Annotated in this window: 20 protein-coding genes; 12 read left to right on the plus strand and 8 right to left on the minus strand. The window is 57.0% G+C overall.

Features of this window, described 5'->3' with window-relative positions:
- The 4 genes from GOB86_RS00070 to GOB86_RS00085 are packed head-to-tail and all read right to left on the minus strand — an operon-like array spanning window position 1 to window position 4,277.
- Window positions 1–1,746: an ABC transporter permease subunit gene (locus GOB86_RS00070; protein WP_165990372.1), complete on the minus strand. Its 1,746-nt coding sequence runs from the start codon at window positions 1,744–1,746 to the stop codon at window positions 1–3.
- Window positions 1,743–2,222: a dUTP diphosphatase gene (gene dut, locus GOB86_RS00075; protein WP_165990373.1), complete on the minus strand. Its 480-nt coding sequence runs from the start codon at window positions 2,220–2,222 to the stop codon at window positions 1,743–1,745. Before dut ends, GOB86_RS00070 begins: the two co-directional genes overlap by 4 nt.
- A gap of 39 nt (window positions 2,223–2,261) precedes the next feature.
- Window positions 2,262–3,488 carry a bifunctional phosphopantothenoylcysteine decarboxylase/phosphopantothenate--cysteine ligase CoaBC gene (gene coaBC, locus GOB86_RS00080; RefSeq protein ID WP_165990374.1) on the minus strand — a complete coding sequence of 409 codons (1,227 nt, stop codon included), beginning with the start codon at window positions 3,486–3,488 and terminating at the stop codon, window positions 2,262–2,264.
- A 6-nt stretch (window positions 3,489–3,494) separates the two neighbouring features.
- Window positions 3,495–4,277: a class I SAM-dependent methyltransferase gene (locus GOB86_RS00085; protein ID WP_165990375.1), complete on the minus strand. Its 783-nt coding sequence runs from the start codon at window positions 4,275–4,277 to the stop codon at window positions 3,495–3,497.
- Between the two features lie 29 nt (window positions 4,278–4,306).
- Here GOB86_RS00085 and mutM point away from each other — a divergent pair, with 29 nt between their 5' ends.
- The 6 genes from mutM to gyrB all read left to right on the plus strand — a co-directional run bounded on the left by mutM (window position 4,307) and on the right by gyrB (window position 12,287).
- Window positions 4,307–5,146: a bifunctional DNA-formamidopyrimidine glycosylase/DNA-(apurinic or apyrimidinic site) lyase gene (gene mutM / locus GOB86_RS00090; RefSeq protein ID WP_165990376.1), complete on the plus strand. Its 840-nt coding sequence runs from the start codon at window positions 4,307–4,309 to the stop codon at window positions 5,144–5,146.
- A gap of 138 nt (window positions 5,147–5,284) precedes the next feature.
- Complete coding sequence (gene rpsT / locus GOB86_RS00095) at window positions 5,285–5,554, plus strand: 30S ribosomal protein S20 (protein ID WP_165990377.1); 270 nt, start codon at window positions 5,285–5,287, stop codon at window positions 5,552–5,554.
- Window positions 5,555–5,895: 341 nt separating this feature from the next.
- On the plus strand, window positions 5,896–7,332 hold the full coding sequence (dnaA, locus tag GOB86_RS00100; protein WP_165990378.1) for a chromosomal replication initiator protein DnaA: 1,437 nt from the start codon (window positions 5,896–5,898) through the stop codon (window positions 7,330–7,332).
- Window positions 7,333–7,446: 114 nt separating this feature from the next.
- Window positions 7,447–8,571 (plus strand): DNA polymerase III subunit beta, encoded by a 1,125-nt coding sequence (gene dnaN, locus GOB86_RS00105; protein WP_165990379.1) that lies wholly within the window; start codon window positions 7,447–7,449, stop codon window positions 8,569–8,571.
- 71 nt (window positions 8,572–8,642) lie between these two features.
- Window positions 8,643–9,755 carry a DNA replication/repair protein RecF gene (gene recF, locus GOB86_RS00110; protein ID WP_165990701.1) on the plus strand — a complete coding sequence of 371 codons (1,113 nt, stop codon included), beginning with the start codon at window positions 8,643–8,645 and terminating at the stop codon, window positions 9,753–9,755.
- 93 nt (window positions 9,756–9,848) lie between these two features.
- On the plus strand, window positions 9,849–12,287 hold the full coding sequence (gyrB, locus tag GOB86_RS00115) for a DNA topoisomerase (ATP-hydrolyzing) subunit B (protein WP_165990380.1): 2,439 nt from the start codon (window positions 9,849–9,851) through the stop codon (window positions 12,285–12,287).
- A 92-nt stretch (window positions 12,288–12,379) separates the two neighbouring features.
- Here the strand turns inward: gyrB and kdsA are convergent, their stop codons facing one another.
- The 4 genes from kdsA to tpiA form a co-directional block, all read right to left on the minus strand.
- Window positions 12,380–13,216 (minus strand): 3-deoxy-8-phosphooctulonate synthase, encoded by an 837-nt coding sequence (gene kdsA, locus GOB86_RS00120; protein ID WP_165990381.1) that lies wholly within the window; start codon window positions 13,214–13,216, stop codon window positions 12,380–12,382.
- Window positions 13,213–14,847 carry a CTP synthase gene (locus GOB86_RS00125; protein WP_165990382.1) on the minus strand — a complete coding sequence of 545 codons (1,635 nt, stop codon included), beginning with the start codon at window positions 14,845–14,847 and terminating at the stop codon, window positions 13,213–13,215. The genes kdsA and GOB86_RS00125 overlap by 4 nt, the downstream gene beginning before the upstream one ends.
- 143 nt (window positions 14,848–14,990) lie before the next feature.
- A complete protein-coding gene (secG, locus tag GOB86_RS00130; RefSeq protein ID WP_165990383.1) occupies window positions 14,991–15,335 on the minus strand; it encodes a preprotein translocase subunit SecG in 345 nt (114 codons plus the stop codon).
- 27 nt (window positions 15,336–15,362) lie between these two features.
- On the minus strand, window positions 15,363–16,103 hold the full coding sequence (gene tpiA / locus GOB86_RS00135; protein ID WP_165990384.1) for a triose-phosphate isomerase: 741 nt from the start codon (window positions 16,101–16,103) through the stop codon (window positions 15,363–15,365).
- A 232-nt stretch (window positions 16,104–16,335) separates the two neighbouring features.
- On the opposite strand from tpiA, the gene GOB86_RS00140 reads away from it, so the two are divergent.
- Genes GOB86_RS00140 through moaC form a run of 6 tightly spaced genes read left to right on the plus strand, consistent with a single transcriptional unit; the run spans window position 16,336 to window position 22,913 of the window.
- A complete protein-coding gene (locus GOB86_RS00140; RefSeq protein ID WP_165990385.1) occupies window positions 16,336–18,252 on the plus strand; it encodes a peptidylprolyl isomerase in 1,917 nt (638 codons plus the stop codon).
- A gap of 8 nt (window positions 18,253–18,260) precedes the next feature.
- Window positions 18,261–19,793, plus strand: a complete 1,533-nt coding sequence (gene trpE, locus GOB86_RS00145; RefSeq protein WP_165990386.1) for an anthranilate synthase component I — start codon at window positions 18,261–18,263, stop codon at window positions 19,791–19,793.
- Window positions 19,794–19,851: 58 nt separating this feature from the next.
- Complete coding sequence (locus GOB86_RS00150; RefSeq protein WP_165990387.1) at window positions 19,852–20,448, plus strand: anthranilate synthase component II; 597 nt, start codon at window positions 19,852–19,854, stop codon at window positions 20,446–20,448.
- Complete coding sequence (trpD, locus tag GOB86_RS00155; RefSeq protein ID WP_165990388.1) at window positions 20,441–21,550, plus strand: anthranilate phosphoribosyltransferase; 1,110 nt, start codon at window positions 20,441–20,443, stop codon at window positions 21,548–21,550. Before GOB86_RS00150 ends, trpD begins: the two co-directional genes overlap by 8 nt.
- A gap of 17 nt (window positions 21,551–21,567) precedes the next feature.
- The gene (trpC, locus tag GOB86_RS00160; RefSeq protein ID WP_165990389.1) at window positions 21,568–22,431 is read left to right on the plus strand and encodes an indole-3-glycerol phosphate synthase TrpC; all 864 of its coding nucleotides are present in this window, start codon (window positions 21,568–21,570) and stop codon (window positions 22,429–22,431) included.
- A 5-nt stretch (window positions 22,432–22,436) separates the two neighbouring features.
- The gene (gene moaC, locus GOB86_RS00165) at window positions 22,437–22,913 is read left to right on the plus strand and encodes a cyclic pyranopterin monophosphate synthase MoaC (protein WP_165990390.1); all 477 of its coding nucleotides are present in this window, start codon (window positions 22,437–22,439) and stop codon (window positions 22,911–22,913) included.
- Window positions 22,914–22,978 lie beyond the last annotated feature (65 nt).

Genomic DNA, 22,978 nt, shown 5'->3' on the forward strand with positions numbered 1-22,978 from the left:
TCAATTCAGTTTCAGACGGCGGGAGACATAATCAGATAAGGGACGCCATAAAAAAGCGTTCAAAAACATCATAAACAGGCACATGGCTACAGCACCCAGCGCCACGGAGGCCACATCGCCACGAGCGGAAGCCTTAGCCATAAAACTACCAAGACCATGCACGCTCAGCGTTGTCTGCCCCCACTGGAGCCACTCCACAGCAATTGCCGCATTCCATGCACTACTGGTCGCAGCCACAAGACCCGCCAGATAATATGGTAAAATTCCGGGCAAAAGTACCCTGCGCCACCACAGCCCACCTTTAACATTCAGGTTACGTGCGGCTTCAAGAAGGTCGGATGGGTAAGCACTGGCACCAGCCAGAACCCCAAGGGCAATATACCACTGCGCACCCAGTACAATCAGTGGCGATTGCCAGAATGTCGGCACAAACGGGCAGGCGACCAAACCGGCCGCCCATAATGGAAAAAACAGATTAGCCGGGAAAACCGTGCAGTACTGGATAAACCGTTGCATGCGTCCGGCATAGGATGACTTAAGCCCAAGCCAGACGCCTAGAGGTATCCAGATCAAGGACACAAGGCCAACCATGATAAAAACACGCATGCCGGTCATGCCGCCACAAAACAGGACGGTTAACAGAACAGGCAACCCATACGCCGCATGCAGGTGTGGCCATGCCAGAACACTGGCAAGCGCAACCGCCAGAAGACCCATCCCCCCCACAACCTTGCCATACCGACTTTTAGCACCACCAACCGTATGCTTCTGCACATAGCGCGACCCGATCGGCAGGCGACTGAACCTGCGCGCGGCTTTTACACACATCAGAACACACAGGCGGAATACATGCGTACGCCGCAAAAGCCTGAGAAACCAAGGCTCCGCAAGATGAGGCTCCCCGACTTTGCCAGGCTGGAAACGCACAGCCCAGGCAGAAAGAGGCCGGAACAGAAACTGGTCAAAAAGAACAATAATGGCCAGCATACAAGCCAGTGCCGTTAGCAGCGCACCCACATTGCGCTCGCTTGCAGCTTGCCGGACATAAGAGCCAATACCCGCAAAAAGCCAGTTATGACCGTCCAGCACCACGCTTTCCGCATAGAGCGCGGCAAACCAGCTCCCGCCCATGGACAGCATGGTTTTGCGCACCAGTGCGGGAATGGCAAACGGCACTTCCAACTGCCAGAACTTTTGCCACGACGTCAGCCCAAAACAGCATACGACATCCTCCAGTTCAGCAGGAACGCCATAAAACCGCTGGCACAACACCTGCACCATCCCCCAGAACTGGCTGCACCAGATGGTGACAATAACCACCACTTCCGCACCACCAGCCTGTGTGGGCATCTGGACACGTACAAATGGCAGAACAAGCAGAGGAATGGCCAACACGGGAAAAGACTGCCCAACATCCAGCAGAGGGAGCAGGCACTTTGCCGCCCAGCGGCTCCTGAAGATAAACGCCACGCAAAAAAGGGCAGACAAAAGCGACAAGCCCAACCCGAGCAGCATACGACCTATGGTCTGTACTGCGTAATCAGGCAGGTACACCAACCCCAGCGGCAAGGCCTCCACAACGCCAGAAAACGCCGGAATAGTAGAGGGAAGGCAGGAAACACAGAGCAGAATAACAGAAAAAACAATTAACCCGGCCAGCCAGCTTCCATGTTGTTCACGACAAGGCGCGGGAAGCGAGGAGCATAACTCTGGTGAGAACGGAAATTCCTGCTGCCGGTCCCTCATGATGCTCCCGTTCCTGTACTGCCAAACCCTCCCGCGCCACGCTCGGTTTCGTCCAGATCATCGCACTCGATCCACGTTGCACGAACAACGGGCGCAATGACTGCCTGTGCAATGCGCATTCCGGGTTCTATAACAAAAGCGTCCTGCCCGGCGTTCATGACGATAACGCCAACCTCGCCGCGGTAATCTTCATCAATAGTGCCCGGAGCATTTGGCAGAACAATGCCGTGTTTGAGTGCCAACCCCGAACGGGGGCGCACCTGCAATTCGTACCCGGCGGGCAGAGCAATGCTCAATCCGGTCGGGACCAGTCCTCTCTGTCCCGGCTCAAGGCGCATGGGAGCCTCAAGCGCTGCCAGAAGGTCCATGCCTGCCGCGCCACTTGTGGCATATGCTGGCAGGGGCAAACCCAGCCCATGAGAAAGTCGCCGAACCTTTATACCAACGGTGCCGGACGGTTTTTCAGAGGCGGACATACACTGCTCCTTGGATTTCAACCAGATATTGTATCAACGCTATTCAGAAAGCCAGACAGTTATACGCTCGGCAAGCTGATTTGCCACGTCTGCCTTACTCATTCTTGGCCACGCCTCAACACTGTCAGCCGTTATCAGCACGACCTGATTTTCCTGCCCACCCATTATGCCAGTCTGGGGGCTTACATCATTCGCCACAATCCAGTCGCACTGTTTGCGCTGCCGTTTGGCTGTGGCATGAGCGATCACATTTTCAGTTTCGGCGGCAAAGCCAACCACCAGTTTAGGCCTGCCCGGCCCCGGGGCGGCAAGCTCTGCCAGAATATCCGGATTAGGTACCAGTTTTATGGGAGGAGCGGCATCAGGCGCGCCGGTTTTTTTTATTTTTTGCCCCGCCTCATGTTCGGGCCTCCAGTCGGCAACGGCCGCGGTGCAGACCGCCACATCAAAGTGCCCGCTCCCCATGGCTAGGGCATGCATCTCGCGCGCGGTTTCACACGCAAGATATGTCACGCCTGCGGGGGGAGGGAGGGAGACTGGTCCGCTGACAAGCGTTACGTCGGCTCCCAGATCGGCCAGCGCCGCAGCAAGGGCAAACCCCTGCTGGCCCGATGACCTATTGGCAAGATAGCGCACAGGATCCAGTGGCTCATGCGTTGGTCCTGCCGTAACCAGAGCGCGCCGTCCGGCCAAAGGCCCAACCTTGCTTTGCTGCTGGCGAAAAAAAGCCAGCACTGCATTCTTGATTTCCACAGGCTCAGGCATACGCCCTGGCCCAAACTCCCCACAGGCCATGGGACCACATGCCGGGGGGAGTATCCGCACTCCGCGCTCAGCCAGCAACGCTACGTTGGCCTGTGTTGCGGGGTGCTCCCACATACGCACATTCATAGCGGGCACGGCCATAACCGGCGCATCAGTCGCCAAAAGCAGTGCCCCTGCCAGATCATCCGCCATGCCGCCAGCCATGCGCGCCAGCAGGTTGGCTGATGCCGGGCAAACCAGCAGAACATCCGCCGAGCGCGAAAGGGCAATGTGCCCCATTTCCTGCTCGGCGGTCAGGGAGAACAGGTCAGTATGCACGGGCTGACCGCTCAGGGCCTGTAATGTAAGGGGGGTTACAAACTGTTGCCCCCCCTCGGTCAGCACACACCGGACCTGCATGCCTTCCGCTTGCAAAAGACGCACCAGTTCCGGAGCCTTGAAGGCGGCTATACTACCGCCAACAATCAGCAATACCGAGCGGGAAGGGGAGGCTGCGGACATACCAGATCAGATACGCCAGCCAGAATGGATTGCAGCAATCCCGCCCGACAGGGACTGATACCGGACATGGGACAGCCCCGCCTCACGGAACATATCCGCCAGCGCTTCCTGATCCGGGAACATACGGATGCTTTCTGCCAGATACTGGTAGCTCTCCCGGTCCTTGGCAACAATTCCGCCCATGGCGGGAAGTACCTTGAAGGACCACGCATCATAAATAGGTGCGAGTGCGGCAACCTGCACGCGGGAAAACTCCAGACACAAAAAGCGTCCACCGGGCTTGAGCACACGCCGTGCTTCCCGAATAACCGCGAGCTTGTCCGTGCAGTTGCGCAAACCAAAGGCAATGGATACCCGGTCTACGGACATGTCCCGCACGGGTATGGCCTCCGCGTCCACAACGCAAAAGGAGAGGTCGGATACAAGCCCGCGATTGAGAGCGCGATCACGCCCAACGGAGAGCATGCTGCGATTAATATCGGTCATAACGGCCGGGCCACCGCCTGCTTTAAGCCAGCCGAATGAAATATCGCCCGTGCCACCGGCAAGGTCGAGCAGCGTCAGGCCGGGCTGGGGGCCTAGTTCGGTCACGAATATGCGCTTCCATATTCGGTGGATTCCCAGCGACATGATGTCGTTCATCACATCATACTGCCCGGCCACGCTGTCGAACACGCCGCGGACGAGGTTTTTCTTTTCTTCCTTCCTGACGGAACGGAAGCCAAAATCCGTTTCTTCCACTGTTACGTCAGAAGGAGCGGGGGAGGGCGCAAAAGAGTTGTCGGTCATGGGTTTCCTCTATACCCTGCTTTATAGCCATGCCGGAACTCCCCGAAGTAGAAACCGTGATGCGCGGCATGCAGATAGCCCTGCAAGATCGCGCCATTGTGCAGACCATTATCCGTCGGCACGACTTGAGATGGCGGATTCCTGCCGATTTTTCGCAGCAGGTTACAGGCTCGACAATCCAGAGCTTTTATCGGCGTGGCAAATATATTCTTATCCGCCTGTCCTGCGGGCAGTCGATTATACTGCATCTGGGCATGTCCGGGCGGGTGCTACTCGATTCTCCACAAACGCCACAGGCTCATGAACATGTGGTCTTTGTGACCGATGACGGCAAACGCTGCGCGTACATAGACCCGCGCCGCTTTGGCATGATGGACCTTACACCCACCCACGCGGAAAATACTTACCGTGCTTTTGCCAAAATGGGGCCCGAACCATTGGGCAACACGTTTAGCCCGCAAACGCTGCTGGATGCCTGCAAGGGGCGGCGCACTCCCATAAAACCCTTCCTGCTGGACCAGCATGTCGTGGCGGGGCTGGGCAATATTTATGTATGCGAGGCCCTGTTCCGGGCCTCCATTGCCCCAACCATGCCAGCATGTGACCTCAGGCCACGGGCTGCTGGCGTTCTGGTTCGCGCCATTCGCTCTGTCTTGCTCGAGGCTATTGCGGCAGGAGGCTCCAGCCTGAAGGATTATGCCCGACCAGAGGGCGGGCTCGGCTATTTTCAACATGCATGGCAGGTTTATGGTAAAAAAGGGCAACCTTGCCCCAAGTGCCCCGGCACCCCCAAATGCGCGGGCGTACAGCATATGACACAAGCCGGACGCACCACTTTTTTCTGCCCGCAGCATCAGAAAAACGGGTAAAATTCGAGCGTTCGGACCGGAACATGCTTGACTGAAAGCGTATGCGTGCATTACAGCACCGCTTACTCTTTGTGCTGACGGGCTATCCGGCGCGTCGGCACCTTACTTTTTTCTTAGTGCTGGACAGAATAGAAACTCATGGCGAATATCGCTTCGGCGCGTAAGCGCATCCGGCAGACCGCAAAGCGGACTGCCCGTAACACGGCCCGCAAATCCCGCATGCGCACTTTCATCAAGAAAGTGGAAACCGCAATTGAATCCGGGGATCAGGCAGCCGCTCGTGAAGCTCTGCGCGTTGCACAGCCGGAAATCCAGCGTGCAGCCAGCAAGGGCGTTGCTCACCACAACACGATTGCACGTAAGATTTCCCGTCTGTCCGCCCGCATCAAGGCGCTGGCAGCAGCGTAATCAAGCGATCAGGCAGCCTGCAAGGGTTGCCTAGGTGATTGTTTGCAGCAAAGCCGAATCATCGTGCCGATGGTTCGGCTTTGCTTTTTGTGGGGTCCGTTCCCCCACAGTCCTGCCCTGCAACCCGGAAATGCTTTTTCATTGCCCGCAGGCATGACACTGCTTTATTCTGGTGAGAATGCCCCTTGAGCAAGCCTGACCAAAAAGAGTATCCACGGTCGCGCTGAGACAAGGTCCATGCATCAGGACAAATTGGCATCGGTGGCTTGGGCGTAACGCACAGGCACCGTTGAGTTTTTCGCGCAGCATATGCGCTTTTTAATGACCGCTCGGGAGCAAAAATGACAATCGGAGTGGACGATGACGAAAGCGCCTTTTCCCGACTGGAAGACAACAAGGGGCTTGCGGAATCGTGGCTGCGTATCTGTGGCCGCCTGAAAGGTGAGGTCGGGGAGGTTGAATACCGCACCTGGCTTACCCAGATTGCCCTTGGCCCGATTGATGGTGATGAAATTACGCTCCTTTTGCCAACCCGCTTTCTACGCGACTGGGTCCGCAGCCAGTACGGAGACCGGCTGAACGAGTTGTGGCATAATGAGGTTCCAGCACTCCGGCGCGTAGAGCTACAGGTAGCTCGCCCCGGAGACCCAGCCCCCCTCCAGTTGGCTGAAGTAACCCCCACGCCCACAGCCAGCGCTCCCGCAACGGAAGAAAGTAGTCCGGCTAGCCGACCCGTTGCCGAAGTGCGCAGCGACCTTGTGACCGCGCTGGACAGCCGGTTTACGTTTGATACATTCGTGGTGGGTAAACCCAACGAATTCGCCTATGCCTGCGCACGCCGGGTTGCGGAAAAACCTTCCAGCGTCGGCTTTAACCCGCTTTTTCTGTATGGTGGCGTTGGTCTGGGCAAAACGCATCTTATGCATGCCATTGGTGCTGAACTGGTTAAGAGCGGCAATGTATCGGTGGCCTACATGTCCGCCGAAAAATTCATGTATCGCTTTATTGCCGCCATTCGCTCCCAGTCCACGATCGAATTCAAGGAGCAACTCCGCTCCGTGGATGTTCTGATGATCGATGACCTTCAGTTCCTGATCGGCAAGGACAATACGCAGGAAGAGTTCTTCCACACCTTTAACGCACTGGTGGATGCCGGTCGGCAGATTGTGGTTTCGGCCGACAAATCCCCCTCGGATCTATCCGGGTTGGAAGACAGGCTGCGTACCCGTCTGGGCTGCGGCATGGTGGCCGATATCCACGCCACGACCTTTGAACTGCGCATTTCCATTCTGGAAGCCAAGGCAGCCGCATCCGGGGTAGTTGTCCCGGCAAAAGTGCTGGAATTTCTGGCACACAAGATCACGTCCAATGTGCGCGAACTCGAAGGGGCACTCAATCGCCTGATCGCCCACGCCAATCTGTTTGGTCGTCCGGTTACACTGGAAGCCACGCAGGATGTGTTGCACGATATTCTCAAGGCCCATGACCGGCGTGTGACCATTGAGGAAATTCAGAAAAAAGTGGCCGAGCACTGGAACATCCGCCTGACTGACATGTCCTCCGCCCGTCGTGCCCGCAATGTGGCGCGCCCCCGGCAGGTGGCCATGTATCTGGCCAAGCAGTTGACCAGCCGCTCACTCCCCGAGATCGGCCGCAAATTTGGCAACCGTGACCACACAACCGTCATGCACGCGGTAAACCGCGTGACAGAACTGATGGAACGTGACGCGGCTTTTGCAGAAGACGTGGAACTCATGCGGCGCATGCTGGAAAGCTGAAAAACCAGCATATCCAAAAGGATTGACGGATAAGCGCGGCCTGTTAGTTATGGATAAGACGGGTTCCAGCTCCGCTAAGGAGTGCAGGACTTGCTGTGCAGGAAAGAGGGATCAATGAAATTTTCGGCAGAGCGCGCAACGCTCCTCAAGGCGTTGGCTCATATCCAGAGCGTGGCGGAAAAACGCAACACCATTCCCATTCTCGCCAACGTGCTCATGCAGGCCACGAACGGGCAGTTGTCCCTCAAGGCCACCGACATGGAGATCGAGGTCGTTGAGAACGTTCCCGCCTCCATAACGCGGGAAGGAGCGACAACCGCACCTGCCTCCGTGCTGTACGAAATCGTGCGTAAACTGCCCGATGGTGTCGTGGTTGAACTCGACCAGACGGATAGCGATGGCCAACTCCACCTGCGTGCAGGACGCTATGCAACACACCTGAACGTGCTGAGCGTGGATGATTTTCCATCCATGGGGGCAGGGGAGTTCCCACACCGGTTCCAGTTGAATGGCAGCATACTGCGTTCCCTGATCGACCGCACACGATTTGCCATCTCCACCGAGGAAACACGTTACTACCTGAACGGCATTTATCTGCATGCAGCAGACATAGACGGTAAGCCACTGCTGCGCGCTGTTGCAACGGATGGCCACCGCCTTGCGCGCGTGGAAGCTGAAATGCCCGCAGGGGCCGCAGGCATGCCCGGCGTGATTATCCCGCGCAAAACCGTGGCTGAACTGCGCAAGCTTATTGATGAAGCACCCGAAGAGATTGCCGTCGCCCTTTCCGAAACCAGAATTCAGTTCACCGTTGGTCCGATTACCCTGACCTCCAAACTGATTGATGGCACATTCCCCGAATACGAACGCGTTATTCCGCGCAACAACACCCGTATTCTACGTGTAGGCAAAAAAGACTTTTCCGATGCGGTGGCACGTGTTGCCGCCATCAGTCAGGAACGTTCCCGTCCGGTCAAACTTATGCTCGAGCCCGGCCTTCTTACCCTCTCAGCCAGTAGCGCAGAGCAGGGAACAGCCAAGGAAGAGCTCGACGATAACCGAATTTCCTACGATGCCGAAGCGCTCGAAATCGGCTTTCAGGCCCGTTACCTGAACGACATTACCGATCAGGTGGAAAAAGAAGTCGAATTCTGCTTTGCCGATAGCGCATCCCCCACCATTGTCCGGGATGTGGACAGCCCATCCGCTCTGTATGTTCTAATGCCGATGCGCGTGTGACAACGCTCACACAGCATCATCATATATCCCCCTCCCTGTTTTCTGGCAGGGGGGAGGAACCTTCTACACGACTGCAACTGACCAGACTTTCCCTCTGCCGCTTTCGTAACTACGACCAGATCACCCTTTGCCCGCAAGCCCCCATTGTTGTCCTGACCGGGGAGAATGGTAGCGGCAAAACCAATCTGCTCGAAGCCGTATCACTCCTGACACCCGGTCGCGGGTTGCGCAGCGCTCCATTGGGCCAGTTTGGCCAAAATGGCAGCACTCATTGGGGTATTGCCTCCCATATACTGGTTGATGGCGAACCCATGGAACTTGGCACGGGCCTGCAACCCGGAACCGACACACCGCGCCGTATATTCCTGCTTAATGGTAACCCCCTCCGCAACCAGAATGCGTGGGAAAACCCTTTGGCGGCAGTCTGGCTAACCCCACAAATGGACCGGCTGTTCAGTGAGAGTGCTTCTGGCCGCCGCCGTTTTCTGGACCGGCTGGTCATGGCGGCTTACCCCCATCATGCCCGCGAACTGGCAGCCTATGACCGCGCCATGAGCCAGAGAAACCGCCTGCTACAGACCCGCTCCAATGAGCGGGTCTGGCTTTCCGGGCTGGAGGCCGCCATGGCGCGCCACGGCGTATCGGTTGCAGCCGCGCGTAATGAGACAGTTCGACAGATCAACCTTTATGCCCAGCAGGATATGGATGCATTTCCCGCAGTGCAGGTTCGCCTGCTTTGCGGCATAGCAGACAGACTTGATGGTGCCCCCGCACTCCAGGTGGAAGACTGGCTTAAGGAACAACTGGCGTCCTCACGCATGGTGGACCGTGAGAAAGGGCGCACCAGCTTTGGTGTGCATAAAAGTGATTTCCAGCTTACCGACGTGAAAAAAAATCTTCCCGCCGCGCTGGCCAGCACCGGGCAGCAGAAATCCCTGCTCATCGGGCTTATTCTGGCCCATGCCCGTCTGGTCAGGGACCACAGGGGAACTGCTCCCCTGTTGCTACTGGATGAACCTCTGGTCCATCTGGATGAGCAGCGCCGGTTATCTTTGCAAAAAATTCTGCAAAATTTTCAAAGTACTGTGCTTATAACCGGTACGGACCGGGCACCTTTTGCGCCATTGCAGGGCCATGCCCAGTTTGCAACACTCAGACAGGACGCTTTTTTGTCGATCTGCTGACAAAAGGCAGCTTCGGGCGCTGGTCGCAATGCCATGGGCAGAGTATAAGGCTGGGATGGCTTCCATTCTTTTTTTGCGGAGTGCAGCATTCTTATGACAGACCTCTCTCAGCCTACGCCATCTGCTGGTACCGAAGAGTATGATGCCGCGTCTATCTCTGTGCTGAAGGGGCTTGATGCTGTCCGCAAACGGCCCGGAATGTACATCGGTGATACTGATGATGGTTCCGGCCTGCATCACATGGCATTCGAGATCATTGATAACGCGGTGGACGAGGCGCAAGCCGGGTTTGCATCGCGCTGTGTTCTCACCCTCAATGCGGACGGCAGTGTGACCGTCCGGGACAACGGACGCGGCATTCCAACCGATATGCACCACGAGGAAGGCATTAGTGCCGCCGAAGTGGTGCTGACCCGCCTACATGCTGGCGGCAAGTTCAACCAAAATTCCTACAAGGTTTCTGGCGGGCTGCATGGTGTGGGTGCGGCTGTTGTGAACGCACTTTCGGAATGGATGGAAGTGCGCATCTGGCGCAATGGCACCGAGCACTGCATCCGCTTCCATGATGGCGAGCGTGACGCGCCGCTGGAAGTTGTCGGTCCATCGGCAGAAGAGGCTGGCACACAGGTCACCTTCAAGCCCAGCTTGCAGACCTTCCCGCGGATCGAGTTTGATTTTACCATTCTTGAACGCAGGCTGCGTGAGCTGGCGTTTTTGAACTCCGGTCTGGAAATCATTCTGCGCGATGCCCGCACCACTCCGGTACGGGAAGAAAAGTTTTATTATGAAGGCGGGCTGGAAGCCTTTGTAAACTGGCTGGACCGTTCGCGCACATCCCTAATTACCCCACCGATTACCGGCAGTCTGGAAAACCCAGACAACGGGATCAAGGTTGAATTCGCGCTCAGTTGGAACGACAGTTTCCACGAAACCATGCTGTGCTTTACCAACAATATTCCGCAAAGGGATGGCGGCGCGCATCTGGCTGGTTTCCGGCAGGCTCTGACCCGCGTTGTGGGTAAATACGCTGAAAGCATTGCCAAAAAGGATGCGCATTCCCTTCAGGGCGAAGATATGCGCGAAGGCCTGACCGCAGTTCTATCGGTTAAAGTGCCGGACCCCAAGTTTTCGTCCCAGACCAAGGATAAGCTTGTATCCTCCGAAGTGCAGCCCGTCGTCCATGCGGCGGCTGCGGATATTATTGCCCACTGGTTTGAAACCCACCCCAAGGAAGCCAAAGTTGTTGTCTCCAAGGTACTGGATGCCGCTTCTGCCCGTGAGGCCGCGCGTAAAGCGCGTGAACTGACGCGCCGTAAAGGTATTCTGGACGTTTCATCCCTTCCGGGTAAGCTTGCAGACTGTCAGGCGCGTGATCCCGCAAAAGCTGAACTGTTTATTGTGGAAGGGGATTCCGCAGGCGGCACGGCAAAGCAGGGCAGGGACAGGCGTTTTCAGGCCATTCTGCCACTCAAGGGTAAAATCCTGAACGTGGAGCGTGCGCGGTTTGACCGCATGCTTGGCTCGGCTGAAATTGGCACACTGATTACAGCACTCGGCACGGGCATCGGCCGTGGGGAAGTTGATCAGGGCGGTTTTTCAATTGAAAAGCTCCGTTACCACCGCATTGTCATCATGACCGATGCTGACGTGGACGGCTCCCACATCCGTACCCTGCTTCTGACGTTCTTTTTCCGCCAGATGCCAGAACTGATTGAGCGCGGTTACCTCTACATTGCCCAGCCCCCGCTTTACCGGGCCAAGCGTGGGAACGAGGAAACCTATCTGAAGGACGACGCTGCACTGGAGCAGTACCTGCTGGATAAAGCCCTCAACAATGCAAGCTTTGTTTATGCCGATGGCCGCACGGTCAGCAGCATGGAACTGGAAGCCGACCTGCCATTTATTCGGCAGGCATGTCAGGCGATCTCACGCATTTCCACACGTATTCCGGCATGGATTGTTGAGCAGGTTGCCCTTGCAGGCGCATTAAGTGCGGATCTGGATCAACTCCAGCAGCGCATGCCTACCCTTCAGCAACGACTGGACGCGGCATCCCCCGCAACTGAGCGGGGCTGGAAAGCCGCTGCCAGCGTGGATGGTGTGGAACTCGCACGGAATGTACGCGGCGTTGGAGAGGTCTACCGTATTGACCCCACCACATTAGCCGGGGCAGATGCGCGCTGGCTGACATCCCAGCTTGTCCGCCTGCAAAAGGACTTTGAAACCGGTGTTGTGCTGAAGTTTGAAACAGCAGAACACCACCTGAATGGACCGTCTGATCTGTTCACACGCCTGCTTGCACAGGGGCGCCGAGGGCTTGCCATTAACCGTTTTAAAGGTCTTGGCGAAATGAACGATGCGCAGCTCTGGGAAACCACGCTAGACCCAGCCATGCGTACCTTGTTGCAGGTCCGTGTTGGGGACGTGGAAGAAGCTGGCGATGTATTTACAACCCTGATGGGCGATGTGGTTGAACCACGACGTGACTTTATTGTTGGGAATGCCCTTAAAGTTGCCAATCTGGACGTGTAAAAACATTCCGATACTGACGAATAAAAAAGACGCCACGGCATTTTGTCCGTGGCGTCTTTTTTATGCTCAGCACAAAACTGGAAAACGACCAGTCACAGGCCCTTGATCAGACAATCTATGGCCCGAAACTGTTTGAGTAGGGCAGGCAGACTGTGAATGGGCAACATATTCGGCCCATCACTCGGTGCCTTGTCCGGGTCCTCATGTGTTTCAATGAACAACGCGGCCACACCAATTGCCAATGCAGCACGGGATAGGATGGGGGCAAACTCCCGCTGCCCGCCACTTGCTCCACCAAGCCCACCGGGCTGCTGCACGGAATGTGTTGCATCGAAAACAACCGGAAAACCGCTCTGGGCCATAATGGGCAGACCGCGCATATCGTTCACCAGCGTGTTGTAACCAAAGCTGGTACCACGCTCACACAATAAAACACGGCGGTTACCGGTCGAGGCGACCTTGGCTGCAACGTGCGACATATCCCACGGTGCAAGAAACTGCCCTTTTTTAACATTTACCGCGGCCCCGGTCCGACCTGCTGCCAAAAGCATATCTGTCTGACGGCACAAGAATGCGGGGATCTGTAGCACATCCACCGCTTCCGCCACCGGAGCGCATTGCTCAACCGTATGCACATCGGTCAATACCGGCACGCCATATGTCTGACGAATATCTGCCAGAATAGCTACGCCTTCTTTTAGCCCGACACCGCGTGTGCTGGAAAGGCTGGTGCGATTAGCCTTATCAAAAGAGCTTTTATAGATCAGGCCCACACCCGCAGCGTGGCATATTTCCTTCAGAGCTGCCGCTGTTTCCCTGGCATGGGCGGCTGATTCAATCTGGCATGGACCCGCGATCAAAACAAAAGGCAAATCATTGCCGATCGCCAGTCCGCCAATGTCAACTGGCGCGCCAGAAGGGGAGGTCATGCCAACTTTGCTTTGGCCACAGCCGCACCGACAAATCCAGCGAACAAAGGATGTGGCGCAAAGGGACGTGACTTGAGTTCAGGGTGATACTGCACGGCAATAAACCAAGGGTGGTCGGTATATTCCACCACCTCAGGCAGAATACCATCCGGCGACAACCCCGAAAAACGAAGACCCGCTTTTTCCAACTGGTCCTTGTAATGGATATTCACTTCGTAGCGATGCCGGTGGCGCTCGCGAATAGTGGTGGTGCCATAAGCCTCCGCCACGCGTGAACCTGCGACCAGTGTTGCCGGGTAGGCCCCAAGGCGCATGGTTCCCCCAAGCTCTCCACCTTCGCTACGGCGCAAACGTTCGTTCCCACGCGCCCATTCCGTCATCAGGCCAACAAGAGGTTCTTCCGTACGGCCGAATTCGGTGGAAGATGCATCACTCAGCCCGGCCAGATTACGGGCGCATTCAATAACCGCCATCTGCATGCCAAAGCATATGCCCAGGAAAGGGATTCCCTTTTCGCGCGCATAACGAATGGCTTCAATTTTACCCTGCGACCCACGCTCACCAAAACCACCAGGTACTAGAATAGCATCCACCCCCCCCAGTTTTTCTTCCAACGTGGAGGGATTTTTTTCGAACTGCTCCGAATCAATCCAGTCGAGCGTCACTTTAACACGGTGGGCAATGCCACCATGGAGCATGGCCTCGTTCAGCGATTTGTAGCTGTCGAGCAATGCTGTGTACTTGCCCACCACAGCCACCCGAACCTCACTGACCGGATGGCGCAGGGCATCCACAATATTCTGCCAGTTGGAAAGGTCTGGTTCTTCGGTATAGGGAAGACCAAAATACCGCAGAACTTCCGTGTCCATCCCTTCCGCATGGTAGGAAAGGGGGCAGGCGTAAATCGTATCCACGTCCCGCGCGGCAATAACCGCTTCTGGGCGCACGTTACAGAAGTTTGCAATCTTGCGGCGCTCGGTCGGGGGGATCGGCCGGTCACAGCGGCAAAGCAGAATTTGCGGCTGAATGCCAACATTCTGCAATTCCTTGACCGAATGCTGGGTTGGCTTTGTTTTCAACTCCCCGGCGGAAGGAATCCACGGCAGCAGTGTTAAATGGACCACCATGGTCTGGTCCATGCCAAGGTCGTTGCGCAACTGACGGATGGCCTCAAGGAAAGGCAGGCTTTCAATATCCCCCACAGTGCCGCCAATTTCGACCAGAACAAAATCCAGATCATCCGTGTTGGCGACCACAACGTCCTTAATGGCGTCTGTAATATGGGGGATAACCTGCACGGTCGCCCCCAGATAATCCCCACGTCGTTCCCGCACGATGACATCGGAATAAATACGCCCCGTTGTCGCATTATCTTCCTTACTGGCGTTTACGCCGGTAAAACGTTCGTAATGCCCTAGGTCGAGGTCTGTCTCCGCTCCGTCATCTGTTACGAACACCTCACCATGCTGGTAAGGGCTCATGGTGCCGGGGTCCACGTTCAGGTAGGGGTCCAGCTTGCGCAGGCGGACCTTATAGCCACGCGCCTGCAAAAGCGCTGCGAGAGCGGCTGAAGCAATGCCCTTGCCTAGAGAGGACACCACACCACCAGTAATAAAGACAAAGCGTGTCATGAGCAGAATTCCTACACGGACTGGAGCGGGTGGAGAGAGATAAACAAACACAGTCCACCGCATGCATTGCTGCATGCGGGGGACAAAAATTCATGGCCTTCTCTGTGTATCAGACGGATATCAGAGAAGGATGTCAGCATTTTTCAGGGCTTGGTAGCCGCAGGGGGCGCCTGTGTCTGCACCGCGGGCGGGGCAGAGGTGGTTACTGGAGCGCTTTCCACCGGCGGCTGGGCCAGAATATCATGCCCAGCGCCACTCACACCGCCTTTATAAAGCATGGCGAGCAGGAGCGAGAGCAGCATGAACAGGCCTGCCAGCACGGCAGTGGTGCGGGTCAGCAGGTTTGCCGTCCCGCGACCGGACATGAAGGCTCCCATACCCTGACTGTTACCAATACCAAGGCCGCCACCTTCGCTCCGCTGGATCAGCACAACGCCAATCAGAGCAATAGTGACACAGAAATGCAGGATCAGCAGGGCTGTCGTCATGTCGGGTTCCAGATCAAAGCAGCGATGTCAGGCAGCGGATGCTGCGTTGACGATAGAAAGAAATGCATCCGCCTTAAGGCTCGCGCCACCAACCAGTGCGCCCGCAACCTCGGGAATGGAAAGAACGGAAACAGCATTACCAGCGTTTACGGACCCTCCATACAGGATTTTGATAGCTTTTCCAGCCTCTCCAAACTGTCGGACCAATTCCGCACGCAGAAAAGACATGGTTTGGGCGATCTGGTCGGTTGTCGCGGCAAGCCCCGTTCCAATGGCCCAGACGGGCTCGTAGGCCACAATACCGGCAAAACCATCGGGAAGCGAGCCCTTGATCTGCCAACCGAGCACATCTTCATATTCACCACTGTCACGCTGGTCTTCCGTCTCACCAATACAGACAATGGGGGTCAGGCCAGCCTTGGTGGCGGCTACGGCTTTTTCACGCACCGTCTCGTCAAGTTCGCCATGCTCCTGCCGCCGTTCGGAATGGCCGAGAATCACATAACTCACACCAAGGTCCGTAAGCATGACCGGAGAAATATCACCCGTATGCGCTCCGGCAACATCCTTATGGCAATCCTGCGCACCAAGACCAATGGGGGACGTAGCCAGTGCGGGCTGGACAAGCGCAAGCTGCGTAAAGGGCGGGCAGACGACCACATCCGGCGCGGATGCGGGCAGACCACCAACAAGTGCCTGCACCAGCGCCTGCGCGTCCTGGCGTGTGCCATTCATTTTCCAGTTGCCGACAATAATCTGTCTGCTCATACCCTTCCTCCAGTTCCTGTGCTGCCAGGTGCGGCCTGTGCGTCTACCATGGCGCTGCTGGCAACAGGCTAAACCATACACTCACACCCGGGGGCAAGAGAGGGTCAATACCTTATTGCTGCCCCACAACGGTTATGTCTGGTCAAGCGGCACACCTCCGCTTATGGTGCCGCCCCAAGATGTGCTGCAATCAGCATAAACCATTTATGATGAGCTGTGGATCCATAGGGTCATGATTTCCTACCTGCGCCGAGTACTTGTTGAATCGTGGCTGGGCCGCGTTGTTGCCATTGTTGTTTTTCTGGCCTTTGTCGGCTGGGGCATAGGCGACGTTATTGGCTTCATTAGCGAAGAAACCGATGTGGTGGCCCGGGTTGGCCAGCACCGCATACCCACGCGTGATCTGGCCATGGCCCTGCGCTCGGAAATGCCGACAATTACCCAGCAGATGGGGGTCAAGGACCCCTCTGCCATGTCCCCCATTATGCAAGGGCAGATCGCACGCCAGGTTCTTCAGCGCCTTATTGCGCAGGCCGAACTGCTCGAAGCTGCCCGGCAGCTTAAAATTATTGTTCCGGATTCCGCTATAAGGGAAGAGGTGTTCGCACTCCCTTACTTCAAAGGGCCTACGGGCCAGTTTGACCGGAGTGTGTTCAACCAGCGCCTTAGCGCGCAGGGGCTGAGCGAACAGCAGGTACTGGACATGATCCGTGATGACCTGACTGTACGCAGCCTGCTCCAGCCCATGGCGCAGGGCGGTACGGTTTCCAGCACCATGTTCAATACTCTGGTCAATTACGGCGCAACCACCCGTATGGTTGATCTGATCAGCATTCCCGTTGCAGCACAACCGGCCCCGCCGGCGCCGGACAACGCAACCTTGCAGCGTTATTATGCAAACCACCTGTGGCAGTTTGGCACCCCCGAACTGCGGCACGCCCGTATTGTTGTCCTGTCCCCCAAAACTGTGGCGGATACGATTACAATGGATGATGCACAGCTCAAGCGCGTGTACGATGAGCAGAGCAGCCACTACAACGTGCCAGAAACCCGCGACATCCAGCTTGTAACGGCTCCGTCCGAAGCAGACGCCCAGAAGATTGCCGATGCGTGGAAGCTCAAGGGGAACTGGCAGACGGCGCAGAGCACGGTCAAAGGTGCGGCATCGGTGGAAATGCCCGGTGCACGCCCAGCCACCATTCCCTCGGACGTGCTCAAACTGGCCCTGTTTCAGGCTCCTCAGGGCCAGATTATGGGGCCGGTTAAAACAGAAATGGGCAGGTCTGTTTTCCGGGTCACCAAAATTCTGCCTGCGCACAGCACACCCTTCGCGGACGCCAAACAGGACATTCTGCAACAGTACCGCACGGCTGCCGCACCGTCTGTTGTGACCGAGCGCCGTCGGCAGCTACAGGATGCCATTGCAGGCAAGGGGCTGGATGCCATTCCCGATACAGTGGGGGCCGCAGCTATTTCCGGCTCACTGGATGCTCAGGGTAATACCGCAGAAAAACAGCCTGCACCGATTCCGGCGTCTGGCAAACTGCGTGACGCCATTGTGCACCAGATCTTTATCCAGAAAGCCGGGGACAACCCGAACCTGATCGAAGGGCCAGACAATAGCTGGTTCGCAGTAGAGGTTGATTCCATAACCCCCGCCACCCCCCGCACGTTTGAACAGGCAAAAACCGACGTGCTGGCCGCATGGCAGGCCGATACCCGCCACCACACAGCCGACCAGCAGGCGACGGCTCTCTTTCTGGCAGCCCGCCAGAAGGGAAGCATTGCAGGCCAGAACGCTTCCGGCATTCAGATTGCGCGCGACATTCCTTTCTCTTTTGCCAACCCCAACAAGGCCCTGCCGTCCGAGATTGCCAGCTATATTCCGCACATGAATTCGGGCCAGGCAGTCATGGCCGAAAACACGGATACATTTTTTGTTGCCGTGGTCACCAAGGTCTTTGTACCCAACCCACCGGCCTCGGCTGATGTTATGCAAAAACTGCGGAACAATCTGGCTCAGGCTTATGGCGACGACCTCGCCGCCAGCTATGTGCAGGCGTTGAACAAACGGTTACCCGCACATATTAACAATGCCGCCATTCAGGCAGCGCTGTCTGCCGCCGGATTTGGGGGGAACGCGCAGTGAATGCTGGCATGAAGGCACACACCGCAGCCTCCCCCAGTCAGGAGGCTTGTGCCACGGCATGGCAAGAGGGCAGGGGTACGATTATCTACTCTGTTGAGCCCGCAGACCTGCTGACCCCGGTATCCGCCTATATGCGGCTGGCCCATCTGGATGGCGGCAGCGGCCAGTACACCCTGCTGCTGGAAAGTGTGGAAGGCGGCACCACCCGTGGGCGCTATTCTGTTATTGCGCTCAGACCCGACCTTGTCTGGACCTGCCATAATGGCAAGGTCAGTACCAGCACCTGCCAGAATGGCCTTCCAACACACGCAGAGCCGGACGCGACCACACCACTGGCAAGCCTGCGTGCCCTTATCCATGCCTCCCGCATGGACCTGCCACCAGAACTTCCGCCCATGATTGGTGGCCTGTTCGGCTATCTGGGTTATGATATGGTGCGTCAGATGGAGCATCTACCTGATGCCCCTCCCGACGATCTGAATCTGCCTGAATCCATTCTGATGCGCCCCGGCCTGTTTGCCGTGTTTGATACGGTGACGGATGAACTCATTCTGGCAACACCGGTCCGCCCCAATGCGGCCGATAGCGCTGAAGACGCATGGGAACGTGCGCAGGCGCTGCTCCAGCGTGCCAGAACCTGCCTGAGTGGCGCACTCCCCCAGTCCTCCACACAGACAGACATCCCGGCCTTTACCGAACCTACATCCACGTTCAGTCATCAGGATTTCTGCGCAGCAGTTACCCGTATTCAGGACTACATTGCGGCGGGGGATGCTTTTCAGGTTGTGCCCAGCCAGCGTTTTTCAACGGCTTTCGCGCTGCCATCGCTTTCTCTCTACCGCGCTCTCAGGCGCATCAATCCTGCCCCCTTCCTGTTCCATCTGGACTTTGGGGCCTTCTCACTCGTAGGTTCATCCCCCGAAATTCTGGTTCGGCTCAGAGATGGCCAAATGACTGTCCGCCCATTGGCGGGCACCCGCCCACGCGGCAAGACCGCGGCTGAGGATCTGGCGCTGGAACAGGACCTTCTGGCCGACCAGAAGGAAATTGCCGAGCATCTGATGTTAATTGATCTGGGCCGCAACGATGTGGGCCGCGTCTGCACCCCCGGATCGGTCAAGGTGACCGAACGGTTTGTGATCGAACGTTTCAGCCATGTCATGCACATTTCCTCCAATGTGGAGGGCATGCTCAAGCCTGATCTGGAGGCATTGGATGCACTGGTTGCTGCTTTTCCCGCAGGAACCCTGACCGGGGCACCCAAAATCCGCGCCATGGAAATTATTGACGAAGTCGAGCGCACCCGCCGCGCCACCTATGCTGGCTGCATAGGTTATTTTGGTGCGGGCGGGGATATGGATACCTGCATTGGCCTGCGCATGGCCGTTGTTAAAGACGGCACCATGCATGTGCAGGCAGGCTGTGGCGTGGTGGCGGACAGCGTGCCGGAATCCGAGTACGAGGAAACACAGCATAAGGCGCGGGCCGTCTTCCGCGCAGCCGAGGAAGCTCTGGTCATGGCGCGGGCAGGCCGGGTTTAAGTCCCGCCTTTCCTTCACGTCATTTGACCCGTGCGCACGAAAAGGTCATCATTCCGCCATGATCCTACTGATCGACAATTATGACAGCTTTACCTTTAACCTTGTTCACTATCTTGGTGAGTTGGGTGAGGAGTGCGACGTCCGCCGTAACGATACATTAAGTGTGACAGAGGCCATGGCCCTGTCCCCTGAGTCCATCGTCCTGTCCCCCGGCCCATGCTCCCCTAACGAGGCGGGTATCTGCTGTGAGCTGATTGCCGCAGCCGCAGGCAAGATACCGGTATTTGGCGTATGCCTTGGCCACCAGTCAATCGGTCAGGTCTTCGGGGCACAGGTTGTGCGCTCCCCAACGCCCATGCACGGCAAAATCAGCCCCGTCTTCCATAACGGAACAGATGTGTTTACCGGCCTTCCAAGCCCGTTCAACGCAACCCGCTACCATAGCCTGACGCTTGAACCCTCCAGCATCCCCGATGACCTTGAGGTTACGGCATGGACGGCCGATGGTGTGATCATGGGGATCCGGCACAAACTGCACCCCATTTCCGGCGTGCAGTTCCACCCCGAGAGCATTGCATCGGAGCACGGGCACGACCTGCTTCGTAATTTTCTGACCCACGCACGGGCATGGAAAGCAGGTCTGGTCGATGCCTGACCCCACGATTGCTGCGACTGCCCCGCAGGACCCGGCTTTTTTTTCCACTGTTCTGGCCAGCCTTGCACAACGCAAGACCTTGAGTGCCGCGCAGGCCGAGGCCGCCTTTGGCAGCATTATGGATGGCAATGTGCCACCCGAACGAATTGCTGCTTTTCTGATGGCGCTGCGCGTGCGGGGGGAAACACAGGACGAACTTTTTGGCGCGGTGACCGCTCTGCGCCAAAGAATGTACCCTGTGCCCAATGCCCCCGAAAACACGATTGATGTGTGTGGTACGGGGGGGGATAATTACGGCACCCTGAATGTTTCCACCGCAGTGGCTTTTGTTCTTGCAGCCCTTGGGGTGCCTGTGGCCAAACATGGGAACCGGGCCATTTCCTCCCTTTCCGGCGCATCCGATGTGCTGGCGGCCCTGAGCGTTCCTCTGTCTTCCAAGGCAGAGGTTCTTGCCGAGCAGCTTGCCCGCCACCATGTTGTGTTCATGGCTGCGCCGCACCACCACCCCGCCATGCGGCACGCTGCGGGTGCGCGAAAAGTGCTGGCCCTGCCCACGCTGTTCAATCTGGTTGGACCGATGGTCAACCCTGCGGGTGTCAAGCGGCAACTCATGGGCGTTTTTTCCACCCAGTGGCTCCGTCCCGTTACAGAGGTTCTGGCCCGTCTTGGGTCGGAATGTGTGTGGACGGTCTGTGGCCAGCCTCAGGACGGGCAGGGTGGTATAGACGAGATAACACTGGCAGGCCCCACGCAGGCTGTGGCGCTTGAAAAGGGGCAGATCCAGTCCTACCAGATCGAACCCGACATGGCGGGTTTGCCCTATGCCCCCGTCTCCGCCATTAAAGGAGGCGATGCACAGCACAATGCGCAGGCGCTTGAAGCACTCCTGCGTGGCGCGCATGGTGCATACCGTGATACTGTTCTGTTGAACGCGGCATTTGCGCTGCATGTCGCCGGTCAACAGACCATCTTGCAGAATGGCCGGATTGACCCGGCCAGCCTCAAGACCAGTGTGGCTACCGCCGCACGCTCGCTCGACAATGGCACTGCCCTTGCAGTGCTCAATGGTTTACGTGCATCGCTCCCCGATGCACACGCCTGAGACATGACAGGACAATCATGAACGATACATCCTCCACGTCCACTGTAGCTGCCTCTGCCGTCACACCAGACAGCAAAGTAGATGAACTACCAGATGTTCTCTCCCGCATCTGTGCGCGGACACGGCTGGAAGTGGAACATCGCTCCACGCTGCACCCGCTGAAGGAAGTTGTGGCCAAAGCGCAGGAAACCAAGGAAGCCCCCCGTGGCTTTGGCCGCGCGCTGAAGGAAAAAGCCGCTGACCGCGCCGTGGGACTGATTGCCGAGATCAAAAAAGCATCTCCATCGGCCGGTATTTTGCAAGAAGACTACGACCCAGCGCGTATTGCCCTTGCTTACGAACAGGCCGGGGCTGCGTGCATTTCCGTGCTGACCGAAAGCTCGTGCTTTCATGGTGCGAACGAGGATCTGGCAACAGCTCGCGCGGCCTGCGCATTGCCTGTCCTGCGCAAGGATTTTATTCTGGACCCTTGGCAGGTCTATGAAAGCCGGATGATCGGTGCTGACTGCATTTTGCTGATCATGTCCATCCTAACGGACGAAATGGCACTCGAGCTGGTTGACCATGCCAAAGGTCTGGACATGGATGTTCTGGTTGAAGTCCATGATGAGGACGAACTGAACCGTGCCCTGGCACTGGACACGTTTTTGATCGGGATTAACAACCGTAATCTCAAAACCCTGACCACGGACATCAACACGACCAGCCAACTTGCTCCTCTGGTGCCGCCTGACCGGATCATCATCTCCGAAAGCGGGATTAAAACACACGAGGAAATTGCGCAGCTTGCCGCCATTGGCGTAACCGGCTTTCTGATCGGGGAAACCCTGCTCCGCCAGCCCGACCCGGGTGCGGCCGCACGCGCGCTGCTTGGGTCTTAATAATCGTGAGCGAGCAGCCCCTGACCCATCTGGATTCATCCGGGCATGCCCGGATGGTGGATGTATCCGGCAAGGATGAGACATTCCGTAAGGCCATTGCCACGGCAGAGGTGCATATGCGCCGCCAGACGCTGGACCTTATTGTCTCGGGCTCCATGCCAAAAGGGGATGTGCTGGCAACGGCACGGATCGCGGGGATTATGGCCGCAAAAAAAACGGCTGATATTATTCCTTTGTGCCACCCTTTGCGCCTGACATCCGTAACGGTCGATCTGGTTCCCGCCGATGACAAAATCGAGATCAGCGCGACTGTTACAACAAAAGACGCAACCGGAGTGGAAATGGAGGCGTTGACTGCGGTGTCCGCCGCGGCTCTGACGCTTTACGATATGTGCAAGGCCGTTGATCGCGGCATGCGCATAGACAATACCCGGTTACAGCACAAAAGCGGTGGCAGATCAGGAGAATATAACGCCAAATGACCAAGGTGCCCTGATCAGACAGCATTTTTTTATACAAAAAACAGGATAAAATGCTCCGACCGACC

The organism is Acetobacter lambici (assembly GCF_011516885.1).
Lineage (GTDB): Bacteria > Pseudomonadota > Alphaproteobacteria > Acetobacterales > Acetobacteraceae > Acetobacter > Acetobacter lambici.